Origin of the sequence: Aquibacillus saliphilus, assembly GCF_020404745.1 — a bacterium.
Lineage (GTDB): Bacteria > Bacillota > Bacilli > Bacillales > Amphibacillaceae > Aquibacillus > Aquibacillus saliphilus.
This window is the reverse complement of record NZ_JAIZAP010000002.1, coordinates 205,037-228,171: the sequence shown is the minus strand read 5'-3', so window position 1 is coordinate 228,171 and position 23,135 is coordinate 205,037. Positions and strand designations below refer to the sequence as shown.

The window sequence follows — 23,135 nt, the reverse complement described above, 5'->3', positions numbered from 1 at the left end:
TAACTCATCCCCTTAATTTATCAAATGTTTTAACTGTCAATTTCACTTTGATATTCTAAAATATCCCCTGGCTGACATTCTAAAGCCTTACAAATTGACTCTAAAGTTGAAAGCCTAATTGCTTTTGCTTTACCGTTTTTCAATATAGAAAGATTAGCCATTGTTATTCCAACCCTCTCAGAAAGTTCCGTTACGCTCATTTTCCTTTTAGCAAGCATCACATCAATATTAATTATAATTGCCATGTTATTCACCTCAGACTATTAAGTCATTTTCTGATTTTATATCAATGGCTTCCTGTAAAAGCCTTTGTAGGACAGCAGCGAAGACAGCGATAACCATTGGAGCGCCAATAAGTACCATACCGACTAATATCAGACCCGGTGCGTCATCCCATTCCGCGATGATAGCAATCAATGGTAGAGCTACTACATATAAGCCACTGATCGTAATCGCACATTTTTTTATATTCTTTAGAGCTCTTACAGATAATTTCGAGAAAGCTTTATTCTTGTCAATATAAGTTAAAAGTTTAAAAGCTTGATAAAAAGCCATGTAAAAAGGTATCGTCGAAACATACATAATCATTAAAATGCCATATACTACATACGCCAAATCAGAACCTCTTGTTGCTTGTTCATTCGCTTCATTTGCTATCTGTGGCAACAAAAATAGACATAAAGCAAGAACTGGAATTCCCATTAGAATAAGAGCTATTTTTAAAAAGATTGTTGAACCTTGTTTCATAAAAAGCACCTCACTTATTTATTATTAATTTGACTTTACCACTTGATTTATCGTTTTGCAATAAAATATTATTGATTTTAATTCAATTATTATTGTTTGGCGTTTTTTTGATTTCACAAAAAATTAGAACAAGCAGTTCAGTTTCAAAGTACGAATAGTAAATTTAAATTTGACAGTTGAGATGGTAGCGACTTTCGTATGACTGTAACAAAACCGAGATATATATTGTACTCGTGTTATATTAAATTGCCCTTACGATAACACTAACGAAATTCTAGTGATTTCATTGCGATATTCATTTAAATAAAAAACAAAAGAACTTGGAAAGATACCAAGTTCTAATTATAACAATTGCTTATTTTTATTATAAGAACGCTTTAATGAAAGATAACTAGTGAAAAACCAAAGTAAGCTAACACTTAATAATAATCCTATAATTGTGATCCATTCATCTTTATTGCTTGGTACACCATCAACCATTAAGTATAACAACATAAAAATAACTACGAAACTACACGTTCTACTAAATATATGCTTTATCTCTTTCTTGTAAGTATGTTCTGTTGCAATATCTGTATACTCAATGCCCGAAATTATATACCTTCCTGAAACATAAAAGAGAAATATTCCAATGGATACTAATAGCGCGGTTTCTATATCTAGATTAAAAAAACCGTTACAGATTATCATTATAATAAGAGAAAGGAAAAGTATTATTCCCCCTTCCGCGAAAAAATACAACATCCTTTTTTCCTTATATTCGTCATTTGGTAATAGAAAGGATATCCAAGATTTCATTACAACTCCACCTCCCAAAATAATTCGTCTAACGTTTTATTAAGCTCTTTTGCTATTGAAACACAAAGTTGAAGACTAGGGTTATATTCTCCTTTCTCAATCAGCCCAATTGTCTGTCTAGTCACTCCTACTCTTTGTGCTAGACGTTGTTGGGTTATTGACAATTTTATTCGTGTTATTTTCACATTATTTTTCATACATTCATCTACACCTCGCAATATATATATTACATATGCAAGTTATATATTACATTGTATTTTTAAAAAAATCAACTAAATTTATTCTTCTAACAAAATTCTCCAATAAATATTTATATATCCCTTTTCAAATACTACCTTTAACTATCGATGAATACATATAATACCTACGCTTTTAGCAATGAAGACACAACAAAACAGTAGTTCTTTTCGGATTGTTTTTCAAAAATCGCACCACCCAAAATTGAACTACTAAACATTAAAGATCAGCAACTTAACCCCGCATTTCTTCTTCTAGTTTTTCTGAAACCTCCCCTCTGATTATCCAGGTCTTATGCACTATTTATGACAAAAGCATGATTTAATATGGTCATCTACCAGTCCACTTGCTTGCATGAAAGCATAACAAATTGTTGGTCCAACAAACTTAAATCCTTTCTTTTTTAAGTCCTTGCTCATTTGATTACTTATCTCCGTTGTTGCAGGCACTTCACTTATACTTTCCCAATTGTTTTTAATTGGTTTCCCATCGACAAAGCTCCATATGTAATTCGAGAAACTACCCTTTTCTGCTTTTATTTTCAAATAGGCATGAGCATTTGTTATCGCAGCATTTACTTTTAACTTATTTCGGATAATTCCTGGATCGCTTAACAATTCTTCTTTTTTATTTTCATCGTATGTTGCAATTTTTTCTGGATTAAAACGATCAAACACAACGCGGTAATGTTCCCTTTTTTTTAGCACCGTGTACCAACTAAGGCCTGCTTGAGCACCTTCTAGTAGGATAAGTTCAAACAACTTTTGGTCATCAAATTCCGGAATTCCCCATTCGTTATCATGATAGTCGATATATAACGGATCATCATTTACCCAGTCACATCGTTCCATTCTAATCACCTCATTTGAATTATATCAAATGACAGAAGGGAAAGGACAGAATAGGTGCTAACATTATTTTTCTAAAATGGCAAAAGAATTAAAAGTTAAGCAGCTTCTGCATTATTTTTCATTTTTAAAGAAAACATAATAAAAGAATGTTACCATTAGACTATGTACGAGTATGAGGAGGATTATAAAATGGATGAAATTGAAGTTGGCGAAGTTTTTACAATTAGTGATGAGAAACAAGAAGAACATACCGTTGAAGTGTTAGCAAAGGTTACATTAGAAGGAACCGACTATGTAGCTGTCAGCTTTATTGAAGATGTACAAGAGGAAAGTGAAGAAGATATAGATATCTTTTTCCTCAAACTTGATGATGATGGTGATTTAACCGCTGTTGAGTCTGACCAAGAATTTAATAAAGTATCTAAGGCATTTGACGCACTTTTAGAAGTTGAGGAAGACTAATAAAAATAATGAAAAACATTTAAGGCGTGAGGACTGGTAACAAACCGGCTCGCGCCTTTTATTTTTGATTAAAAATAGATCCTACATAGTTTTCACGACATTGTTTACACTAACAATAAACTATTGATTATTAGAGGTGTAAAAATGAGCCCTAAAAAAGATGACAAATACACAGATTTTTCAAATGTAGAAACACAGCGAACCTTTCTTACTTCCGAGGAATATCCAGAAGGACCGTTTGGTTCTCCTAGAGGAAAAAATGTTCCAGTAGAAAATAAAGATACACCATGGAAAGATGGACAACACTATTATAGTAATTTCACATACGAAAATCGCAACCTTCACGAAGACTTACCGAGACAAGAAGATGGCGCACATCCCACACATGATGAAGAGGGGAAAGAACACGAAGAACCATATAATGATGCCAAAAACGGAAACGGTTAATAGCTAAAAAATGGTGCCATCGACTATAAATGGACTTTTGTCCAAGGATAGAATGGCACCATTTAAATATATTTTCACCAAAAACTAGTATAGCGTTTGAAGCGCTTCTTTATTGAAAGGAAGTAAATCATCTTCCCTGTTGTCGCGTACTTTCTTTACCCACTCCGGATCCATTAATAGAGAACGGCCGATTGCAACTAGGTCAAACTCATCATTTGCTAGTTTTTCAGTAAGACCATCAAGACTAGTTTTCTTCGCACTAGCAAAGCTTGTGAATTCCCCGTCTAGTCCAACAGAACCGACAGAAATCACAGGCTTACCTGTCAGTTTTTTTGTCCAGCCTGCCAAGTTTAAATCAGAACCTTCAAATTCCGGCTCCCAGAAACGACGAGTAGAACAGTGAAAAATATCCACTCCTGCTTCAACTAAAGGTTGTAGCAAACTTTCTAGTTCGTTCGGCGTTTTAGCTAGTTTTGCTTTATAGTCACTCATTTTCCACTGAGAATAACGGAAGATAATTGGAAAATCAGGACCAACTTCACGGCGACAGGCTTCTATTATCTCAACGGCAAATCGTGTCCTGCCAACGATATCTCCGCCATAACGATCGGTGCGCTGATTTGTATCTTTAAATAGAAACTGATCTATTAAGTAACCATGTGCACCGTGAATCTCAATTCCGTCAAAACCTATCCGTTTTGCATCAGCTGCTGCTTGACCAAAAGCTGCTACAATATCAGCAACCTCATCTTCGGTCATTGGCTCCGTTACTTTCTCACCGGATAATTCTAGTCCTGACGGTCCAACAGGTAATGCTTCTTGATTTGGGAGGTCTCCCTTTTTCCGGGTCATCCCCACGTGCCAAAGTTGAGGAACAATTTTCCCGCCAACCTTATGAACTTCCTTTACCACTTGAGCCCAGCCGTTTAATGATTCTTCGCCATAAAAAACAGGAATACTAGCACCTGAAACAGAAGACGGATGATTGATCCCTGTACCTTCTGTCACAATTAAGCCTACTCCATTTTCAGCTCTGCGTCTGTAATAGGCTGCCACATCTTCCCCTGGCACTCCAGCTGGTGAGAACCCACGCGTCATGGGCGCCATAACGGTACGATTAATTAATGATAATTTATCACTCTCAAATGCTTTAAATAACGGTAAAGTAGTTGTGTTTTTATTTGTCAATGTATGTCCTCCTCTTTCTTGATGCACTAAGAATTGTGTCAAAATTCATCAAAAAAGAAAAGACATCTGCTTAAAAAAACGAACAGAGCCAGGCACTGTTCGTCAACTTATTATTCTATTAATCATCAAACACAACGCGCGTGCTCCCAATCATATCATGAATCCCTTGTTTTTGTGCAGTAAAGGCAACAACAATATACAACACTCCTGTTATAAAAAACACACGCTGAATGAATCTCCCGACTACTTCTCTGAAAAGAAGATCACTCCATTGCAATGGTGCTGCATCCTCACGTATTACTTTTAAGCCAAAGATCATTTTTCCTAATGTCTGGTTAAAGCTTTTCGTCATTAACAAAAAGTATAGATAGAAAAAAGCAGAACCAAGAATCCCGGTGACAGTCCAAAATCCAATATCCATACTGACGCCATCATTAATAAATTTAAATGGGATAAACAGGATGCCGTTTATACTAAATACGATAATCAAGTCAGCCAAATACGCCCAGAATCGCATCCAAAATCCGGCATATCTTCTATCCGTAGTTGGCACTTGAGCATACTCTACTTGTTCTTCACTCATAACGACACCCCCTTATTTAGAATATAAATACATTGCACGTGGCGCATTGTTTTGTCTAAGTAAATCTTTAATACCAACTAAATCTGGTTCTGAGCCAAACATTGTTGTCATCGTTCCACCGAGTAGTTGATCCATATTGAAGCCTTGTTCGTATTCAATTACTTGTGCATTACCCAGTTCTTGCTCTTCCTTCATCATAGTAATTGCATCATCCAACGAACCAAGTTCATCGACAAGATCTTTCTCCTGTGCCTGTGACCCGGTATATACTCGACCATCGCCCAATTCGCGCACACGATCCTCAGACATTTCTCGACCGTCAACAATTACCTGGACAAAGTCAGCATACATGTCATCGATCATCGTCTGTAAAATTTCCCGTTCATCATCTGTCATCTCACGTGACATCGACATGATATCTTTATACTCACCACTCTTAATTGTGTTGAAGTCTATCCCATATTCATCGGCAAATTCAGCAAAATTAAAGCTTTCCATAATAACACCGATTGAACCAGTTAGTGTCCCGTTATGAGCAAAAATCTTATCGGCAGGAGCAGCGATATAATATCCTCCTGATGCTGCAGTATTGCCCATCGACACATAGATCGGCTTATTATATTCTTGTTTGATTTCTACGATTTTATCATGAATCTCCGCGCTTTCCACTACACCTCCACCAGGTGTGTTAACGCGTAATATAATCCCGTTGACGTTTTTATCTTCTCCAGCTTCATCCAGCATGTCCAAAAATCGGTCATGATTATAGGAATTCGTATTAATCAACGTACTTGGAGTTGTGTTTTGAATAACCCCATTCAAGTGAATGACTGCAATTTTGTTCGTACCTGAGCCTTTCTTGATTACCTTTTCATCGAATTTATTATCATTTTCTTGTAAATTAAACATCGATTCAAAGTCATAAGTGACCAAACTTGTTATGAACTGAAAGCCTAGTGAAGCAAATAATAGACCTGCAGCAACAATTAGTGCCACCCAACGTTTTTTGTTCATATGTATATCCTCCATTTTTTCTACTATTTCATCAATTTCATAATACCTATTTACCGCCATTAGGACACAACATATAGTTGGAATATGGCTTGATATTATAATTATGAATTGACTCATTTGTTTAAATAATACATTATATAAGTTTAGTTTTCGAACTTATCGCATTCAGGTTAAAAACAAGGATATATATAAGAAAGCTTTACACAAAAATATAAAATCTATTCAAATGCTTACCATAGCGCTTGAGTGCCACATTTATACACTGTTTTTTTATGTTACCAGCTTAAAAAATCTAATCTGATATCCGTACATTCTTTAATAATAGGCATATGATATCTTTATAACCTATGAAAGGAATGAGTTTAACGAATGTATTACAATTATAACACCTATCCATACCCTTATTACGCTAACGCATCAATTTATCAGTCAGACATTATGGCAAGAAATAGTCAGGAAAACAGCCAACAAATCATAAATGCTATTCTTGCTCGCTTAAATAAAGAAGCTTCAGCAATTGATTTTTATAGTCGTTTAGCAAATATAGCGCCACAAGAGCATAAGAGTACTATTCTTCAAACATTAGAAGACAAACAGGTTCATGTAAAACAATTTACCGATCTTTTTATCAACCTTACTGGCAGACAGCCTGTCTACCACATCGATAAAGTTGCATTCCAAACGTACCAAGAAGGGATACAAAAAGCTTATGACAGGGAAATAAATGCTTATGAGGAAGATCGATTTAGTCCAGTTTTACATGTACAACATCCTCTAGTTAGTGATGTTTTTTCACGTGTTTTAACTGCGGAAAAAGAGCATGCAAATCGGTTTGGCTTTTTAAAAAAGCAAGAAGTAATTGAACTAAGAGATTATGGAGCAGACCCATTTGTCGTTAATATTGAAAAGGCTGCTAAACAAAATAAGAATTACCGTACCGCTTTATGGACAGGAGATCATTTACAAGTGACCTTGATGAGTATTAAGGTTGGAGGAGACATCGGTTTAGAAACACATCCGAATCTTGATCAATTTATACGTATTGATCAAGGTCAGGGCCTTGTACAAATGGGCGACAGTAAAGATAATTTAACTTTCAAAGAAAAAGTATATGATAATTATGCGATTATCATACCGGCTGGAAAATGGCACAATTTAACCAATACGGGAAATGAACCGATCAAACTTTATTCTATTTATGCCCCACCACAGCATCCATTTGGTACTGTTCATGAAACAAAAGAAATAGCAATGGCCGCTGAAGAAGAGCACGACCATTAATATAGACTTTTAGTATCATTCATAAAAAAGGTCAGTTACCGCTGACAAGGACGGTACTGACCCTTTTATTTCTGTAAATGGCCAATTCGGCATCTACATGAAGTTTTCCCGATAATGTTGGTAAAGGATTGCTATTCCTTTTGATTTCGGAGCAGCTCTATTCTATGATGATCATAACACATGAGCTTAAGTAGGAAGGAATTCGACAAAACCCCGGGATTTATGCTAGTAAATTACTAAGCCCGAGGTACCACAATAAGGGAGTTCCGATACGGTAGAGAAAATGCAGTGAAATAACTTAATAAAACACTTTATGTTTAGAACCATAAATTACAGTAAAAAGCACAAAAAACTTAGTTTTAATATCCAACCGTTCTGTTTTTTTATCGTCTTATTCAACTAAATATAAGTTACCCTTTACTTTAATAAGCAATAGATTTTTTGTATTTTTCAAAGAGGTATTGAAATCCATATAAGAAAAAAGCCTTGTAAAAGAAATATAGAAAGAATTGAAATTCATTTAATTGAACTAATTTATAGAGTTTTAATTTTGTAAATAACCTTGTAATTGGATATGCAAAAATTGCTTGTCCAATAGCACTTAACATAATAAACTTTTTAAAATTTCCATATGCCCAGTTTAATGTCCATAAAGACATCGCAAACATTGGACCAATGAGAAAAGGAAATTCATTTTGTATAAAGGACTTTGGCTTATTATAAAAAGACCACCAATTTCGATGTTTTCCAATTTGAAGATCCAAACCACATAATAGTATAGCAAGGATAGAAGCTGGTAAAAATCTCTTTATAGAACGCCATCCTAACACAGGCATTGTAAGCGCCGAGAGTATTATTATTACACTATTAAGTATCCACTGATTTTTCATTGACATATTAATAACCCCTTATTCAAAAGAATTTATTCTAGCTTATTGTATCTCCTTCGTTACTTATTTATTCTGCTACTTTAGCACAACAAGCGAGAACTCTTCTTAAAGAATAGCATCTTAGGTCATCAAGCGTAGCTTTACTTTTTGACTGTGTAATGTATGTAGTTCTACAAACTGATTAATGGTTTCAGTGCCATTTTATGATAGTTTAAGCAACTTTATTTGTTATTTTCATAAATTGTTCTTGGTTCGCTTGGAATAGAGCAATTGAACTACCCGCCACTTACCACCCTTACGGGTTGCTTGAAGTGGGGGATTCCTAAGAACACCAACCTATCGGTTAGTTATGGATTAGGCTATCCCCGCAGTTCCTGCGGTTAATCATAACGCTTCATTACGAACATTGATACTTGCGTTAATATCCCTTTCGTGATGACTCTTACACATTGGGCATGACCATTCACGTAAGGCAAGATTTTTAACGTCTTTGTGTCTATGACCACAATTGGAACAAAGTTGACTACTTGGAAAGTTTTTAGCTACAGGCACGATTTGTTTTCCGTACCAGTTTGCTTTGTATTCCAACATTGTTCGAAATTGCGACCACGATACTTCACTAATGACTTTTGCTAAATTGTGATTCTTCAACATGTTTTTGACAGACAAATCTTCGATTCCGATGATGTCGTGATTTTTGACAATCTCGGTAGAGATTTTATCTAACATATCTTTTCTTGCATTAGCAATCTTTTCGTGAAGTCGGCGACTTTTGTTTTTTGTTTTTTCCAATTAGAAGAACCAAGTTGTCGCCTTGAAAGAATACGTTGGTCTTTTGTTAACTTTTCTTCTAACGTGCGGAAGAATTTTGGATTTCTATATACCATTCCATCTGAAAGAGTAGCAAATTCCTTCAACCCAATATCAATTCCAACGGATGAACCTGTCTTTTCAAAAGATTCAACTTCTGTTTCAGCTAAAATGGAAATGAAGTATTTACCCGAAGGGTTACGTCTGATTGTTGCATTCATGATTCGACCTTCGACTTCTCGACTTTTTGCAAAACGAACAAATCCTAGTTTTGGTAATTTAATATGTTTATCCAAGACAGCAATATTGCCATTTACACATTTCGTTGTGTAAGATTGAACAGGATTCTTTTTTGATTTAAAACGTGGTTCTTTGTTTTGTTTTTTGTAATATTACTTTCCCTCCAATTTTTCACTTACAAAATGCCCTATAAAAATATATCCCGAGGAAACTCCTAATGCGGTCGAGAACGCAGTTATAATATCCAAGTCAGGTTTGAAAATTGCATTAAAAATTAAATTAATAATAAATAAAGCTGAGAAACATATTAAAAAATTTATTGAAATCCGTCTCATATATTTCCTCCGACAACAAAATAATATCTTAATTTAATCAAGTAGTATGTTTTACTTTTTTTGATTTCTTCTAATAAATAACTCACCTTTTCATTTCATTCTATTATCATATCTTTTGCTTTCTAATTCTCGTAAAATCGAATAAAAAAACTATTAAAATTACTGTAGTAAAAATAAGCGTTCAGTTCGATATTAAAAGTTCAAAATACGTACAAGAAGTTCATTCAACTCTGTAGCACTATGACGAAAATCTTGTCTGTACCATTCAATCACTACACCAAGAATCGCATTTGCTTGATACGCACTTTGCAACGTTGTATCGATATTAGTTTTTCCATGAAGGTCTATGTCATTTTTCATTAATGTTTGGATGTGATCAAATAACAAATAATAATAAGATAAAGGAACAGATTCGGAAAATACAACTCTGTAAAACTCTTCATACTTTTCTATATGATGAAATAACCGGATAGTGGCAGGGTTCAATTTACTAGGCTGTAGAGTATGCACATGTTTATATGGTGCGAGATAAGAATCAGTTAAATCTTTCATAATGTCATTAGAATATTCTTCAAACAAATTCTCTACTTGTCCATAATGAGAATAAAAAGTTCCCCGATTAACTTTTGCGATTTTACAAATTTCAGTAATGGAAATCGAATTCAACGTTTTTTCCTTCAGTAGAAGCATCAAAGCTTCCTTTAAAACATCTTTCGTTTTTATCACCCTTAAATCAGTTTCTCTCACCTTTTTCACCTCTTACTAAACAAATTTCTATTATTTGTACTATAAGAAACAATTTCTATTTTTTTGCTGATTGAAAGAGATTGTTCATTAGTAATATACTTGTATTATACAGCTATTCATTAAAAATTAGGAGGTAATTACTTATGAGATTAGAAGGAAAAGTAGCCGTTGTTACAGGTGCTGCATCTGGAATGGGTAAAGCGATTGCAGAATTGTATGCTACAGAAGGTGCGAAAGTTGTAGTTGCTGACCTTAACATCGAAGGTGCTGAATCAGTAGTAAAAGGAATCACTGATAACAGCGGAGTAGCTAAAGCAGTGCAAGTAAATGTTGCAAAACAAGAAGAAATCGAGAATATGATTGATACAGCCGTAAATGAATATGGAACATTAGATATTCTAGTTAATAATGCCGGCATCATGGATGGATTTGAACCTGTTGGTGACATTGGTGATAAAAAATGGGATTTATTATTTGATATCAACACAAAAGGTGTTATGCGCGCTATGCGTAAAGCAATACCTATCTTCTTAGAAAAAGGAAAAGGTGTGATCGTTAATACGGCTTCAACCGGGGGACTAAACGGTGCACATGCCGGTGTTGCCTATGGAGCATCAAAACACGCAGTGGTTGGTATGACTAAAAATACTGGTTTCATGTATGCCAACGAAGGAATTCGTTGCAATGCGATTGCACCAGGTGGTGTTGAAACAAATATTGCCTCTTCAATGACAAAAGTGAATGAATTTGGTGCTAGTCGTCTTAAAGCAGTTCAGGGTGTCATGCCTCGCACGGGTAAATCCGAAGAAATTGCACAAGTTGCCTTATTCTTAGCATCCGATGAGTCAAGCTTTGTTAATGGTACAGTACTAACTGCAGATGCCGGTTGGACTGCAGCATTTTAATAAATATTACTAACCTAAACCCCAGTTCACAGTGAACTGGGGTTTTTACGTCTCTAAAAATATAAAACATTAAGTAACTTTATTGAATTAGAAGAAAACGTTAATGCGTATATGCATGATGTGTTTGCTTCTCTGTTAGGAAGTGTATTTACGCAACTGGATCAAGTGATAAAAGTTCAGAACCAAAAAGAGGGTTGGGCAGCAGTAAGAGATAACGATAAATCGGTTCAATTAACCTTTGAGGGTGTGACTTTCCGTCACACCTCGATGAGAGATAAAAGTGGGAACTGCAGGCATCCTTTTGATGAGTGGCTGGGATTACAAAAGCACCAACGCCACAGCTCTTGATTGAAGTGAAGGTGGCGGAAATGGCTAGTGAAACGGCTATCGTGAAACAGCACGGGTCTTAAAAAATGGACAGCAGTGGGGATCAGGCACAAGCTGTTGAAGATATGGTGGTTGAATTGGGGAAGTAGACTTCTTATATGCCGAGGTAGATGGTATATTTGTACGGGGAACACAAAAGAAAAAAAGCCTAGAGGTTCGTCACGCGATTATACATGAAGGTTGGGATAAGAACGGAAAACGTGTCTCCCTATGGGATCCAAAAGTTATTATGACAACACAGCTAACTTCTGAATTTTGGAAAGAGGTTCAAGCCTTTACAGCCCACCAATACTCGTTAGAAGGTACACAAGTCGTTAGTAATAGTGATGGTGGTTCTGGATATACGGCCGAGAGGTTTCAAGAAGCATTCTCGCAGTCGGAGTACCCAGTACTAAATCAATTGGCCCCTATTACGTTTCACAGGCGTTAAATCGTGCTTTCGGTGGAGGGAAAAGCGAATGTAAAGATGGTATAAAAAAAGCCCTGAAAGAACATAACCAAAGCAATTTCAAGCTTTGGATAGACACCGTTAAGAATTGCTTGATGATCAAAAAAGCATGGAAAAACTAGATGTTTTTCGCGCGTATATCGAAAATAACTGGGAACGTATCTTTGATTGGAGAAAAAGTTGAGAATCCACCTAAAGATGCCCGAAGTTTAGGCGCGATGGAGTCCAACCAACGCCATGTCTCCTTCCGTATGAAAAAAAGAGGGATGCATTGGAGTGAAGCAGGCGGAGAAGATGGTAAAGATTATCCAGGGCATTTTAAATGGGACGTTACGCAATGTGTATCTTAAGCATCAAAAAAGAAGCGAAAGGAAACATCGTATCGTAAAGCAGACAGTGAGGTTGGTGCAAATTCTACGTCAGCCTACACGTCCATCCATTGGGACAAAACAAGGATCGATTAGCTTATACGTTGCCCACTCAACTGCAAGAGGACAACTGTTGAAGAGTTTACGATAATACTGATAACTACTTACTAGCCAACAAGCGTAAGCGCGGTAGAAAGAAGGTGTACAAAAATAGAGTGCCATAAATATTGGCATTATAACTACATCGAGAAAAACTTGACGCATACAAAGTTGCTTGTATCCTTTATTAATTCATATAAATTTGATATAATCTTTTCCATGAGAAGGCCTCTTTCTTAAATGTACTTGCCGGTCAAAGCATACATTTTATGATAGAGTGCCTTTTCTTTTTTTGCTAGAAAATAGATTCATATAACCTCGAGAAATATTTTACACATAGTCAAATTTGAAAAGGTTCAATATTTCAGGGTGCATATTGCTTGATTCGTCGCGGAATTACGTAATGTTCTGTATGCACACTATAGAAGTTGAAATTATAATTTGTCATAAATAACAATATAATTATTTAAGACGATAAATATTTTTCAAAAAGTATATCAATTGCAAAATAGTTATAGTGTATAATTTCCCATTAAAGCATACATTGTTTTGGTTCTTCACCGTACATTTTTATATTCTGTATAACCTTCTTGTTGAATCCGTTAAAGTATGATTGGCCAACTCTTACACTCTTTCCAAAATGATATTCTCTTGCACCAACTACATGATGAATTTCTTGTATGTTATTTTCGGTCAGCCCAGAACCTGGCATAATAATAGGACCATTATTAATTTGTGAAAGCTCTACAAGTTGTCTCAAATAATTTTTGCCTTTTATACAATCAACCTCACCACCAGAGGTTAAAATTCGTTTTACAAATGATTTATATGGTACTAATGTTTTGTAAGCTTCTTCTATTGAACTAACGTAATCAAATGCTCGATGAAAAGTAAAACTAATTTCATTAGATATCGAAATTACCTCTTCTACTAATCGTTCATTAATCGTACCATTTTTATTTAAAGCACCAAAAACAAAATTTGATCCTCCCACTTCTATCATTTGCTTAATTTGTTCTAATATAAGGCGTTCTTCTGCACAAGAATAACAAAAACTATAATCACGAGGTCTAATCATAACTTGCACAGGAATCGATACGCTTTCTAAAACACTTTTCACTGTATCCACGCTAGGTGTTAATCCATCCTTGTCAATTTGAGAAACTAATTCTAACCGGTCTACTCCTAATGCCTCTGCTTCCATTGCCTCTTTTTTATTTTGCACGATTACTTCAATATACATATTGTTCAACTTCCTTCTGTATCAAATCCACTATTAACCTTACACCAAAGCCAGTGGCACCGGCAGTGTAGTATCCACTTAGCTTATAGGCTTTAACTGTATTAGCCATATCAATGTGAATCCATTTTTTATGATTATCAATAAAATTACTTAAAAACTGAGCAGCTATAATTGCACCTCCAAACTTACAACTTCCAACGTTACTAATATCCGCTGTTTCACTTTCCAAATACATTTGGTAATCTTTCTCTAATGGCATGGGCCAGACAGGATCGCCCGATTGCTCTCCTATTTTATGATAGACTCCAAAGTCTTCCATTTTGTTACAAAACAAACCTGCATACTTTAGGCCTAACGCTTGACCGATAGTTCCTGTCAGTGTAGCAATATCTATGATGGTATCCGCGCCTATTGACTGAGCATAAAGAAGGCCATCAGCCAAAATAAGTCGGCCTTCGGCATCTGTGTTTCCTACTTCAACTGTCAAACCATTAGCGTATTGTATTACATCAGATGGCAAATACGCCTTCCCACCTGATACGTTTGTAACTATTGGAATAATAGTAGTAACATTTACATTTACATCTAGATCATTTAACAGCTTCATCGCTCCGACTACTGCTGCAGATCCTCCCATATCCATTTTCATATCCACGATATTAGAAGCTTGTTTTGTGTTTGTACCACCAGAATCAAAAGTAACTCCTTTTCCAACTAAACTAATATGCCTCTGACTTCCATTTTGCAATGAAAGCAAAGCTACAATCGGTTTATTAATACTTCCTTTACCCACCTTTTGTGTGGCGTGAAATCCTCTGTCAGTTAGGTCCTTACCCTTAATGAATGACACATTCACCTTGCTACCTTCAAATAATTCTTCTAACTTATTCGCATACAAATCTGGTGTCAACTGGTTTGCCGGTTCGTTACAAAGGTCCCTAGCAACACAAACAGATTCTGCCCGCCGAAGAGCTGTCTCTGCATGGTGATTAAACTTTTGATCAAAAACCAGTTCTATATTTTGTTGTGGTTTTTTCGACTTGAATTTTGCGAATTGATAACCCGAGAGAAACCACCCCTCGAAAAATAGTAATAATATTCTATCCGTGGACAAATTAGATATAGAATTAAACAGCTGATGAAAGTCAATATATACTCTATTAAAAACATTTTTATTCAACTTCTTTCTAATATTACCAGCTAGATGTCGAATAATATCTTCAGTAAATTGTTCTTGCTTTATACCAACCAGTAAGTATGACTTTTCATTTAGTTGTACTTGTGATATTTCGCCAAAGAGAACTTGATCTTCTACCAAATACCAGCTAGTAGCTTCTTTTGCATCTTTTATAAAAACAATGCTAGATTCCATTATTACACCTTCGTTTCACACTATTTATAGTTATGGCACTAGTTTTCTCCTTCCATAACTACTAGCATATGACCATCTAGTTTATCTATTTGAAACGTCACATACTCTCCCTTTTGGTCAAAATCTATCTTTTTTGTAGTAGGGATAGACTTTAATTGTGTCACTGTCATATCACCTACATGAACTTTCAAATCTAAATGATACAGAGGTATTGTTTCCTCAATTGTATAAATATCCTCTGATTTCTTTTCAGTAATGTAGTGCAATAGATGCACCATTTTCGCATTTCTATTTTCATTTACTTGCAAAGAAGTTATTAAAGTTGCTGGTCCATTATGTTCAACCAATTTTTTATCTAATACCATTTTTATTGCATCATTTAACATTGCTTTACACCAAAAAGGTGCATTTTTTCGATAAATATCAAATATTGGATGGGAGAAATAAATCACTTGATCTAACATAGTTACAGCAGGGTGACCAAGTTGCTTGGAAGACGGTGAATGCTGATGGGAACAGAAAGTTTTCCCTTCACGGTTAAAATAAGGTTGTACTGAATGCATAAGTACGTCTGCTTTTGTTGCTTCCACTTTAGACCCCTTTTTATACATGACGTATTCTTCAGGATGTAAATTCTTACCAATAGTTTCATTTGGCAAAACAAATTCTCGATCAAAATAGGATTCACCGAGCCAATTTATACCAAAAAGCTTATTTTCGCTTTCATTGTCCTTTGCTAAAGATTTATGAGTAGCGATTACCTTACCTCCACTTGATGTGTATTGAAGCAACTTATTTTCTAACTCCTTCGAATATTGAATATGATCCGGTAAAATGATTAATTTATAATCTTCAAAAACCATATTGCTATCAATAATATCAAATTGATAGGATAGTTCTTGTAATAGTCTTACCGCACCAATTAACGAAGGATCAACCCCTAAGTTTCCTCCTTTTTCCATTGTTTGTTCTTCAGGAGTCAGAACTGCAATCTCTGTTAGACATGTAGAATCTCTACAATAATCTTCCATCTTTGAGATACGCTCATATACAGAACCTATCAGTTGATAAGAGCCAGGTGATAACTTTCCACTAGGGTGTAATTGATCCCCTATCGAACTTCCAGCACCTGAAGCAATCATGTTGAAGCACTCAAATTCTAAAGCCGCTTTATTTTTCAAGGAATGAAAATCACCCCAATAAGTGTGAAATTTTCCTGTCATCCCTATTATTTCTTTCCCCAGCTTCCTAGCATAACGTACCGTGGACGGAAAATGATCATATCCCCATCCCCCACTCGGAAGTGATTCTAATTCAAGATGAGTATAATCGTTCAGGCTTGGTTTAATTTTTGGGCCTACATGCGAGCTATTGTAAAAGATTCCAGCATGCGGAACCCTTTCTTTAATAAATTCACTAATCTCCTTTTTAAACTCATTAAGCATGTAAGTAGCATACTTCATACGCTCATTTAGAGAATTGACATTAAAGTCTAGCTCTTGCATTTTGTTTATACACCGATCACAATGACAATCTACTTCGAATAAAATGTCCAAAAAGAATCCATCAATATTATTAATTTCTACTACATCAATAATGTCTTGAAGATGCTCTTTAAAATAAGTTCTATAATCACTATTCAAACAGATAGTATAATAGAAATGTGGCTCTGGTACATTTTGTGTATTAATATACTTACCACTCTCATCGATTGAGAGCCATTCGGGGAATTCTCTAGCTATATAAGCATCCCACTGAACCGTTGTGTAAATAGGAACTTTGATATCTTTTTGATGGCAAGCATTTATTTGTTCTAACAATAACTCTCTATTTTTTATATTTGGATGGATTAAGTCGGGTCTATTTTTGGAAGGATAATAAAGCCATCCATGGTGACATCTTGCAAAGCAAGTCACCGAATCCACATATGCTGCTAACAAGGTTTCAGCAAACTCCTCCCCATCAAACCCATTAGCAACATCTGGAATATATTCGCTTGTATGAAAATCTAAATGTACTTGTCGATAGCTTACATTACTCAAAATCTTCATCCCCTATAAATTAAATTAGCCTTTCACAGAACCAGCAGCCAAGCCACTCTCTACCTTTTCTTGGAACAATAAATAGACGATTAACGGAATTAATATAACGATTGTAATTGCAGCCATCAAAGGACCATATTCAGAGGCTCTTTCTCCACTGAAATTTAATAATCCTAGAGCTACAGGCTTTAGTCGATCATCATTAATAAACATTAATGGAAATAAAATATCATTCCATGATGCAAGAAAATTAAAAATAGACACAGTTGATATCGCAGGTACCGTCATTGGTAACATGATTTTATAGTACACTTGAAAATAAGAAGCTCCGTCCATAATTGCAGCTTCTTCTAGTGATGGACTAACACTTTTCATAAATCTAGTAAGAACAATGATCGTAAAGGGCAGTAAGAATGCAACATATATTAAAACTAATGCAACTAAATTATTTTTTAGCCCTAAGACTCCTATTACGTATGCGACTGGAACTAAAACTGAATGCATCGGTATCATCATTCCTAGTAAAAAGAACAATAGTAAATATTTATTAATCTTAAAATTAAATCTAGCAATAACAAAAGAAGCCATAGAACCTACTAATGCTGCTACGATAACAGTAGATGATGAAATAATAATACTATTTAGTATGTATCTCCCCATATTGGCTTCTTTCCATGCAAATACATAGTTCTCAAATTTGAACACTTCTGGCAAGCTAAATGGTGAACTGAAAATTTCACGATTTTCTTTTAAAGATGAAATAATAGTAAACAACATTGGACCAATAAACACCAAAGCCATTACGATGGTGAAGATAAGTAATACTTTTTTATTCACCCTTTTCTACCTCCTCCTACAGAAACTACTCAGATTTTCGTTTACGATTCATAATGGATTCACTACCAATGGTTAATACAAGGGCAATAAGGAGAATAATAACTCCAATAGCACTACCAAAACCAAAGTTATTATACCTAAAAGCTTCATAATACATGAGTGTAGTCGGAAGATTAGTTAGACCATTAGGACCACCCTCAGTCATAACAAAGATTAGGTCAAATACCTTTACGGTACCAATGATATCCATTAGGATACACAGAGTAATAATCGGTTTCAACATTGGGATAGTGATGTGAAGAAATTGTTTCACAGGCGTTGCACCATCTATTTTTGCTGCCTCGTATAATTCGTCTGGAATTGTGGTTAAACCTGCTAATAAAATAACCATGTAATACCCTATACCAGCCCATATATTTACAAAGATGACCGTTCCCATCGCTGTAGAAGGATTAATTAACCATCCTGTTGCAAATTCTGATAATCCAATTAAATCTAGAAAACTATTTAGTGATCCGTTTGGCATGAATATGAAATACCATAATAACCCTATGGCTGTTAGTGGGAAAATAGTTGGTACAAAGTAAATTACTTTAAAAAAACGATACCCTTTAAACTTAGTATTTAATGATACAGCTAATAATAAAGCAATAGGTGTATGAAAAAGCACACTAAAAAATACTAAACTTAATAAGTTCATTAAAGAAATCCTAAAATCAGGATCAGCAATGACATCAAAATAGTTTTGTAAACCTACGAATTCGAGCGGTGAACCCTTGATTCCATTCCACTCTACTAATGAAAAATAAACAGCACCTACTATTGGAATAACTAAAAAAATGATGTAAATCAACAAGGCGGGTAAGGCAAAAGAAAATACTTTGAATCTTTCCGATTTACGCTTTACATACATTTTATCCCCTCTTAACTTTATAAAAAATCGTCTTTCCCATTAGATTATTTATCCCAAATGGGAAAGACTTTTCTATTTAATTATTCTGATTTATCAATTTCTGCTTGTATTTCTTTAGCTGCTTCCTCCGGAGATGCATTAATAAATAAACTTACAATAGAGTTTCTCGTACGATCTTGCATAGAAGCTACCGGATCAAAGTCAAATGTATCAACTGCTATCCCAGTTGAAGTTGAACCAAGCTCCATACTTGTTAAGAATAATTCTGGCACAGTTGATTCATCAATTTCATAATCAGTCCTTGGAATTAGGAACTGAGCTTCCTCTGCAAATCGTTTAGATGCCTCGGCACTTGTTAACGCCTTCAACAATTCAATCGTTAACTCTTTTTCCTTTCCTTCCAACTGACCGTTCACCATATAAGGACTTAATACTTGCATATCTTCATCTTTAAATTCTGGTTTTTCCTCAAAATACGGAAACTTTGCTACTTTATAACTATCTGAGAATTCTGTTTCCTCAGGATCAGACATTCGACTAATATTCCACGGCCCCGTAATAATCATCGCTGCTTTACCTTCTAAAAATTCAGCTAATGCTATCTCATCATTTAACCCAGCGGCATCAGGATCGAATGCCCCAACATCTATTAACTCTTGAAAGACATCTAAAGTTTCAACAACATCATCATCTGTCCACTTTTTATCTCTAACTCCCAATGCTTTGGCAGCATCTGTACCTAACCATTTATAAAAAATTTGATTATGCAAGTGACCAGCCATATAATTACTACCTGCACCTAAAGAAATTGGTGTAATCTCCTTTGCATTTAGTTTATCGATAGCAACTAGTAAATCACTGTAAGTTTCCGGAAACTCATTTATACCTGCTTCTTTCAACAATGCCTCATTATAATACAATCCAATCAATCCAGATTCCATTGGGATACCATATGTCCCTTCATAACCAGGAACTTGATAATATTTTAATGCACCCTCTGTAAATCCCTCTGCCCACTCTGAGTTTTCTTCTAAGGTTGTATCCATATTCATTAGAATCCCACTATCAATATATTCCCCTAGTCCTGCAACACCCTGGATTCTAAAGATGTTAGCTACAGTTCCCGATGCTAAGTCAGCTTTTAATTTATTATTAAATGCCGATTCATCCCCTTGAGATTCATCAATTACGGTTACATTAGGATGATCTTCCTCAAATTTTGTAATAATGTCATTGAAAATCTCCACCTGTGTAGACGATCCCGCCATTCGTGTCAATAAACGAATTTCAACATCTTCATTATCACTATCTTCATTATTTATATCATTACTGTCTTCACTAACTTCACCATTCGTATCATCAGCACCAGAACAACCTACCAAAAACAATCCTAACAAGAGTGCTAAAAACAAAATTTTTTTCAAATTAACCCCTCCTATAAATATATCTTTGTATTCCCTATAACTTTTCCATTGTCATTTGTGATATTAAGAGACTTAATTTCAAGTAATCTCTCAATAGTATTCTGGTTGCTATAATTCAGCATTACTAATAGTTCTGCAACTAGTAAAGGCCATAAATTTTCAGTCCCACTTAACACTTTTAGAGCGATACTGATTTTTTCTTTCTTCAATGCTAAGCAGTAAACACCTTGAGCACCCCCCTTGGCAATAATGTTATTATCCTTAAGTAGTGCAGAACAGATAAAATGATGGGATGCAATGATATTTGGTTGCTGATTCATAACATGGGCAACCTTTTCTACCGCGTCCTTCAAACTTACATCTTCGATTAAATCAGGGACAGCGAATTTTAGATACGATTTAGCCATCTCCCTTATTGGCACAGCATGGACAGGGACACCGCACCCATCAATCCCAGTAACAACTTGTTCAACAGGAATTTCCGCTAACATAGCAACGTGGTTTAAAATTTCTTGTTGTAGAGGATGGGATGGATCATAATAATCCTCCATACTGTAACCGCTTTCTCTGGCATACGCCAAGAATCCCAGATGCTTACCAGCACAATTATGAAGTAACTTTCTTTTACATTTATGATCAGCAATATATTGTTCTTTCGGTTGCTCATTTAAGGGATAGCTTTGATTACATATAAGGGAATCTTCTTGAATTCCTAATTTTTCAACTAGACTAATTAATGCTTTTTCATGATAAACTTCGCCTCTCTGTGATGCAGCGAATAAAGCGCTCTCTTCTTCGGTCAGTTGATATTTTTTTACAATATCAGTAGAAAATATCGGAATTGCTTGGATAGGTTTCAATGCTGATCGATAGAAGACAGATTGGTCCATAGATCCTTTTGAATAGATAACATCTTTATTCTCATCGATCACACATATAATCCCATGGTGTGTATTCTCTAAGTATCCATTTCTAAATTCTTTTGCAATTATTGGATTAGTCAATTATTATCCTCCTTACTAGACATCTAAATTTTTCACAAAATAACGTTGTACGCTTAAAGCTGCACCAAGAATAGTTCCTTCAGAACCTAGCCTAGTTACCTTCAAGTCAAAGGTGTTTTCAATCGGTGACCAAAGTAGTTCCTGATATTTAGCTATGATTTTCTCACGAATCACTGAATAATTGACAATGAATTTACCAGACAACACAACCGCATTAGGATTATTTACACAAATAACATTGTTTATTGTAATTGCGGCATAAGTAATTGCTTTATTAAGAATATTAACAGCCCACTTTTCTTCACCCAGGTACGCTTCAACTAACTCATCCATCGTAGTAATGTCACTACACTTTGAAGCTTCATCTAACAAAAACCGCTCTGAAATGTACGTTTGCAAGCAACCAATATTCCCACATGTACATGCAATGCCATACGGATCTACTATAGAATGTCCAATTTCACCAGAAAAGTTGTTTTCACCACGATAGATTTCCCCATCAAATACTAAAGCTGATCCAACACCTGTTCCAAAGCCAATCATTGCCATATTCTTATTAACTAACTCTTCATCCAGGTTGTACTCAGCAAATGCTCTTAGTTTTAATGCATTATCAATAGATATCCCAAAGCCGAATTTTTCACTAAAAATCTTAGCCAAAGGTACATCATGCCAATCAAATTGAGCCGATAACCTAACATTGCCAACTTTATGTTCAATTAAGCCTGGTAGCCCTACACACATCCCAACGATTTTTTTATTACCTAATCCATTAGAGTGAATCATATCTTCGACTGTTTGATATAATAGATTTGCCATCGCATGCGGATCGTTATCACTGTATTTCACTGTTTCCTTTACAATCAACTTGCCTTTAAAACCAACAAAACCAATATGTACATCATGCGGTGTTATCTCTGCACCGATTGAAATGACAGACATTTCATCTGGAATAAAGTAAAGTGCTTTTCGTCCCAACCCATCACTACTAAGGCTCACTTCTCTAATCAGTCCTAATTCTTTCAGTGATGCAACAATTCGAGAAGCCGACGTAGGACTCATTTTAGTTCTTTTAGCTATTTCAGCGCGCGAAATCGGCGATTCGCTTAGTATAAGCTCTAACACCAAACTTTGATTCTCTTTCTTTAACGTTTCCTGATTTTTTATATGCATTTATTAACCACCTTATTAACACCATGTCACTAAATATCACAACAAAACTTATTAAAATCTATTTTTAATCGCTTACAAAATAAAATCAGTAAGTATTTTTTAGTTATTTTCTCCACTGGTGTTAATAATTACAATACACTAGGTAATTTGATTTTGTCAACAGAATAATTAGAATATTTAATAATTTACTTAAAATTGATCCTCTGTTTTTGTACTATATTTTCAAATCCTTTATTTCTCACGTCATGCAAAAATAACTTCTATCATAACAACACCTGGAACAATAGTAC

22 protein-coding genes and 2 pseudogenes are annotated in these 23,135 nt (G+C 35.1%); 5 read left to right on the top strand and 19 right to left on the bottom strand.

The window, feature by feature from the left end:
- Positions 1–29: 29 nt before the first annotated feature.
- The 5 genes from LD272_RS03690 to LD272_RS03670 all read right to left on the bottom strand — a co-directional run bounded on the left by LD272_RS03690 (position 30) and on the right by LD272_RS03670 (position 2,633).
- Positions 30–245, bottom strand: coding sequence for a helix-turn-helix domain-containing protein (locus tag LD272_RS03690; protein WP_226035238.1), 216 nt, complete (start codon positions 243–245; stop codon positions 30–32).
- A gap of 10 nt (positions 246–255) precedes the next feature.
- Entirely contained in the window at positions 256–747 is a 492-nt protein-coding gene (locus LD272_RS03685; RefSeq protein ID WP_226035237.1) for a DUF2975 domain-containing protein, read from the bottom strand.
- A 342-nt stretch (positions 748–1,089) separates the two neighbouring features.
- A complete protein-coding gene (locus LD272_RS03680) occupies positions 1,090–1,545 on the bottom strand; it encodes a DUF3278 domain-containing protein (protein ID WP_226035236.1) in 456 nt (151 codons plus the stop codon).
- Positions 1,545–1,742: a helix-turn-helix transcriptional regulator gene (locus LD272_RS03675; RefSeq protein WP_226035235.1), complete on the bottom strand. Its 198-nt coding sequence runs from the start codon at positions 1,740–1,742 to the stop codon at positions 1,545–1,547. Before LD272_RS03675 ends, LD272_RS03680 begins: the two co-directional genes overlap by 1 nt.
- Before the next feature lie 339 nt (positions 1,743–2,081).
- Positions 2,082–2,633 (bottom strand): DNA-3-methyladenine glycosylase I, encoded by a 552-nt coding sequence (locus LD272_RS03670; RefSeq protein ID WP_226035234.1) that lies wholly within the window; start codon positions 2,631–2,633, stop codon positions 2,082–2,084.
- A 189-nt stretch (positions 2,634–2,822) separates the two neighbouring features.
- Between LD272_RS03670 and LD272_RS03665 the strand changes: the two genes are divergently transcribed.
- Positions 2,823–3,095, top strand: a complete 273-nt coding sequence (locus tag LD272_RS03665; RefSeq protein ID WP_226035233.1) for a DUF1292 domain-containing protein — start codon at positions 2,823–2,825, stop codon at positions 3,093–3,095.
- Between the two features lie 144 nt (positions 3,096–3,239).
- Positions 3,240–3,542 (top strand): hypothetical protein, encoded by a 303-nt coding sequence (locus tag LD272_RS03660; RefSeq protein WP_226035232.1) that lies wholly within the window; start codon positions 3,240–3,242, stop codon positions 3,540–3,542.
- Positions 3,543–3,626: 84 nt separating this feature from the next.
- Here LD272_RS03660 and LD272_RS03655 read toward each other — a convergent pair whose 3' ends face one another.
- The 3 genes from LD272_RS03655 to sppA form a co-directional block, all read right to left on the bottom strand.
- A complete protein-coding gene (locus LD272_RS03655) occupies positions 3,627–4,730 on the bottom strand; it encodes an NADH:flavin oxidoreductase (RefSeq protein WP_226035231.1) in 1,104 nt (367 codons plus the stop codon).
- A gap of 118 nt (positions 4,731–4,848) precedes the next feature.
- Positions 4,849–5,313: an RDD family protein gene (locus LD272_RS03650; RefSeq protein ID WP_226035230.1), complete on the bottom strand. Its 465-nt coding sequence runs from the start codon at positions 5,311–5,313 to the stop codon at positions 4,849–4,851.
- 12 nt (positions 5,314–5,325) lie between these two features.
- Positions 5,326–6,327: a signal peptide peptidase SppA gene (sppA, locus tag LD272_RS03645; protein ID WP_226035229.1), complete on the bottom strand. Its 1,002-nt coding sequence runs from the start codon at positions 6,325–6,327 to the stop codon at positions 5,326–5,328.
- Positions 6,328–6,696: 369 nt separating this feature from the next.
- On the opposite strand from sppA, the gene LD272_RS03640 reads away from it, so the two are divergent.
- Positions 6,697–7,608: a cupin domain-containing protein gene (locus tag LD272_RS03640; RefSeq protein WP_226035228.1), complete on the top strand. Its 912-nt coding sequence runs from the start codon at positions 6,697–6,699 to the stop codon at positions 7,606–7,608.
- Positions 7,609–8,030: 422 nt separating this feature from the next.
- Here LD272_RS03640 and LD272_RS03635 read toward each other — a convergent pair whose 3' ends face one another.
- The 3 genes and pseudogenes from LD272_RS03635 to LD272_RS03625 form a co-directional block, all read right to left on the bottom strand.
- On the bottom strand, positions 8,031–8,504 hold the full coding sequence (locus LD272_RS03635) for a hypothetical protein (protein WP_226035227.1): 474 nt from the start codon (positions 8,502–8,504) through the stop codon (positions 8,031–8,033).
- Positions 8,505–8,882: 378 nt separating this feature from the next.
- A pseudogene (locus tag LD272_RS03630) lies at positions 8,883–9,634 on the bottom strand (RNA-guided endonuclease TnpB family protein); the annotation flags it as partial.
- 441 nt (positions 9,635–10,075) lie between these two features.
- A complete protein-coding gene (locus tag LD272_RS03625) occupies positions 10,076–10,630 on the bottom strand; it encodes a TetR/AcrR family transcriptional regulator (protein ID WP_226035226.1) in 555 nt (184 codons plus the stop codon).
- Positions 10,631–10,773: 143 nt separating this feature from the next.
- Here LD272_RS03625 and LD272_RS03620 point away from each other — a divergent pair, with 143 nt between their 5' ends.
- On the top strand, positions 10,774–11,535 hold the full coding sequence (locus LD272_RS03620; protein ID WP_226035225.1) for an SDR family oxidoreductase: 762 nt from the start codon (positions 10,774–10,776) through the stop codon (positions 11,533–11,535).
- An 81-nt stretch (positions 11,536–11,616) separates the two neighbouring features.
- Positions 11,617–12,889: pseudogene (locus LD272_RS21720) on the top strand (ISLre2 family transposase).
- A gap of 480 nt (positions 12,890–13,369) precedes the next feature.
- Here the strand turns inward: LD272_RS21720 and LD272_RS03600 are convergent.
- From LD272_RS03600 to LD272_RS03565, 8 genes are all read right to left on the bottom strand, one after another.
- Positions 13,370–14,080 (bottom strand): copper homeostasis protein CutC, encoded by a 711-nt coding sequence (locus tag LD272_RS03600; RefSeq protein ID WP_226035223.1) that lies wholly within the window; start codon positions 14,078–14,080, stop codon positions 13,370–13,372.
- Complete coding sequence (locus LD272_RS03595; RefSeq protein ID WP_226035222.1) at positions 14,070–15,452, bottom strand: M17 family metallopeptidase; 1,383 nt, start codon at positions 15,450–15,452, stop codon at positions 14,070–14,072. Before LD272_RS03595 ends, LD272_RS03600 begins: the two co-directional genes overlap by 11 nt.
- Before the next feature lie 38 nt (positions 15,453–15,490).
- The gene (locus LD272_RS03590) at positions 15,491–17,494 is read right to left on the bottom strand and encodes an alpha-amylase family protein (protein ID WP_226035221.1); all 2,004 of its coding nucleotides are present in this window, start codon (positions 17,492–17,494) and stop codon (positions 15,491–15,493) included.
- 24 nt (positions 17,495–17,518) lie between these two features.
- Positions 17,519–18,331, bottom strand: a complete 813-nt coding sequence (locus tag LD272_RS03585) for a carbohydrate ABC transporter permease (protein ID WP_226035220.1) — start codon at positions 18,329–18,331, stop codon at positions 17,519–17,521.
- A gap of 25 nt (positions 18,332–18,356) precedes the next feature.
- Complete coding sequence (locus tag LD272_RS03580; RefSeq protein WP_226035219.1) at positions 18,357–19,244, bottom strand: carbohydrate ABC transporter permease; 888 nt, start codon at positions 19,242–19,244, stop codon at positions 18,357–18,359.
- Positions 19,245–19,324: 80 nt separating this feature from the next.
- Positions 19,325–20,668: an ABC transporter substrate-binding protein gene (locus LD272_RS03575; RefSeq protein ID WP_226035218.1), complete on the bottom strand. Its 1,344-nt coding sequence runs from the start codon at positions 20,666–20,668 to the stop codon at positions 19,325–19,327.
- An 11-nt stretch (positions 20,669–20,679) separates the two neighbouring features.
- Positions 20,680–21,672: an asparaginase gene (locus LD272_RS03570; protein ID WP_226035217.1), complete on the bottom strand. Its 993-nt coding sequence runs from the start codon at positions 21,670–21,672 to the stop codon at positions 20,680–20,682.
- Positions 21,673–21,687: 15 nt separating this feature from the next.
- Positions 21,688–22,845: an ROK family transcriptional regulator gene (locus tag LD272_RS03565; RefSeq protein WP_226035216.1), complete on the bottom strand. Its 1,158-nt coding sequence runs from the start codon at positions 22,843–22,845 to the stop codon at positions 21,688–21,690.
- Between the last annotated feature and the right edge of the window lie 290 nt (positions 22,846–23,135).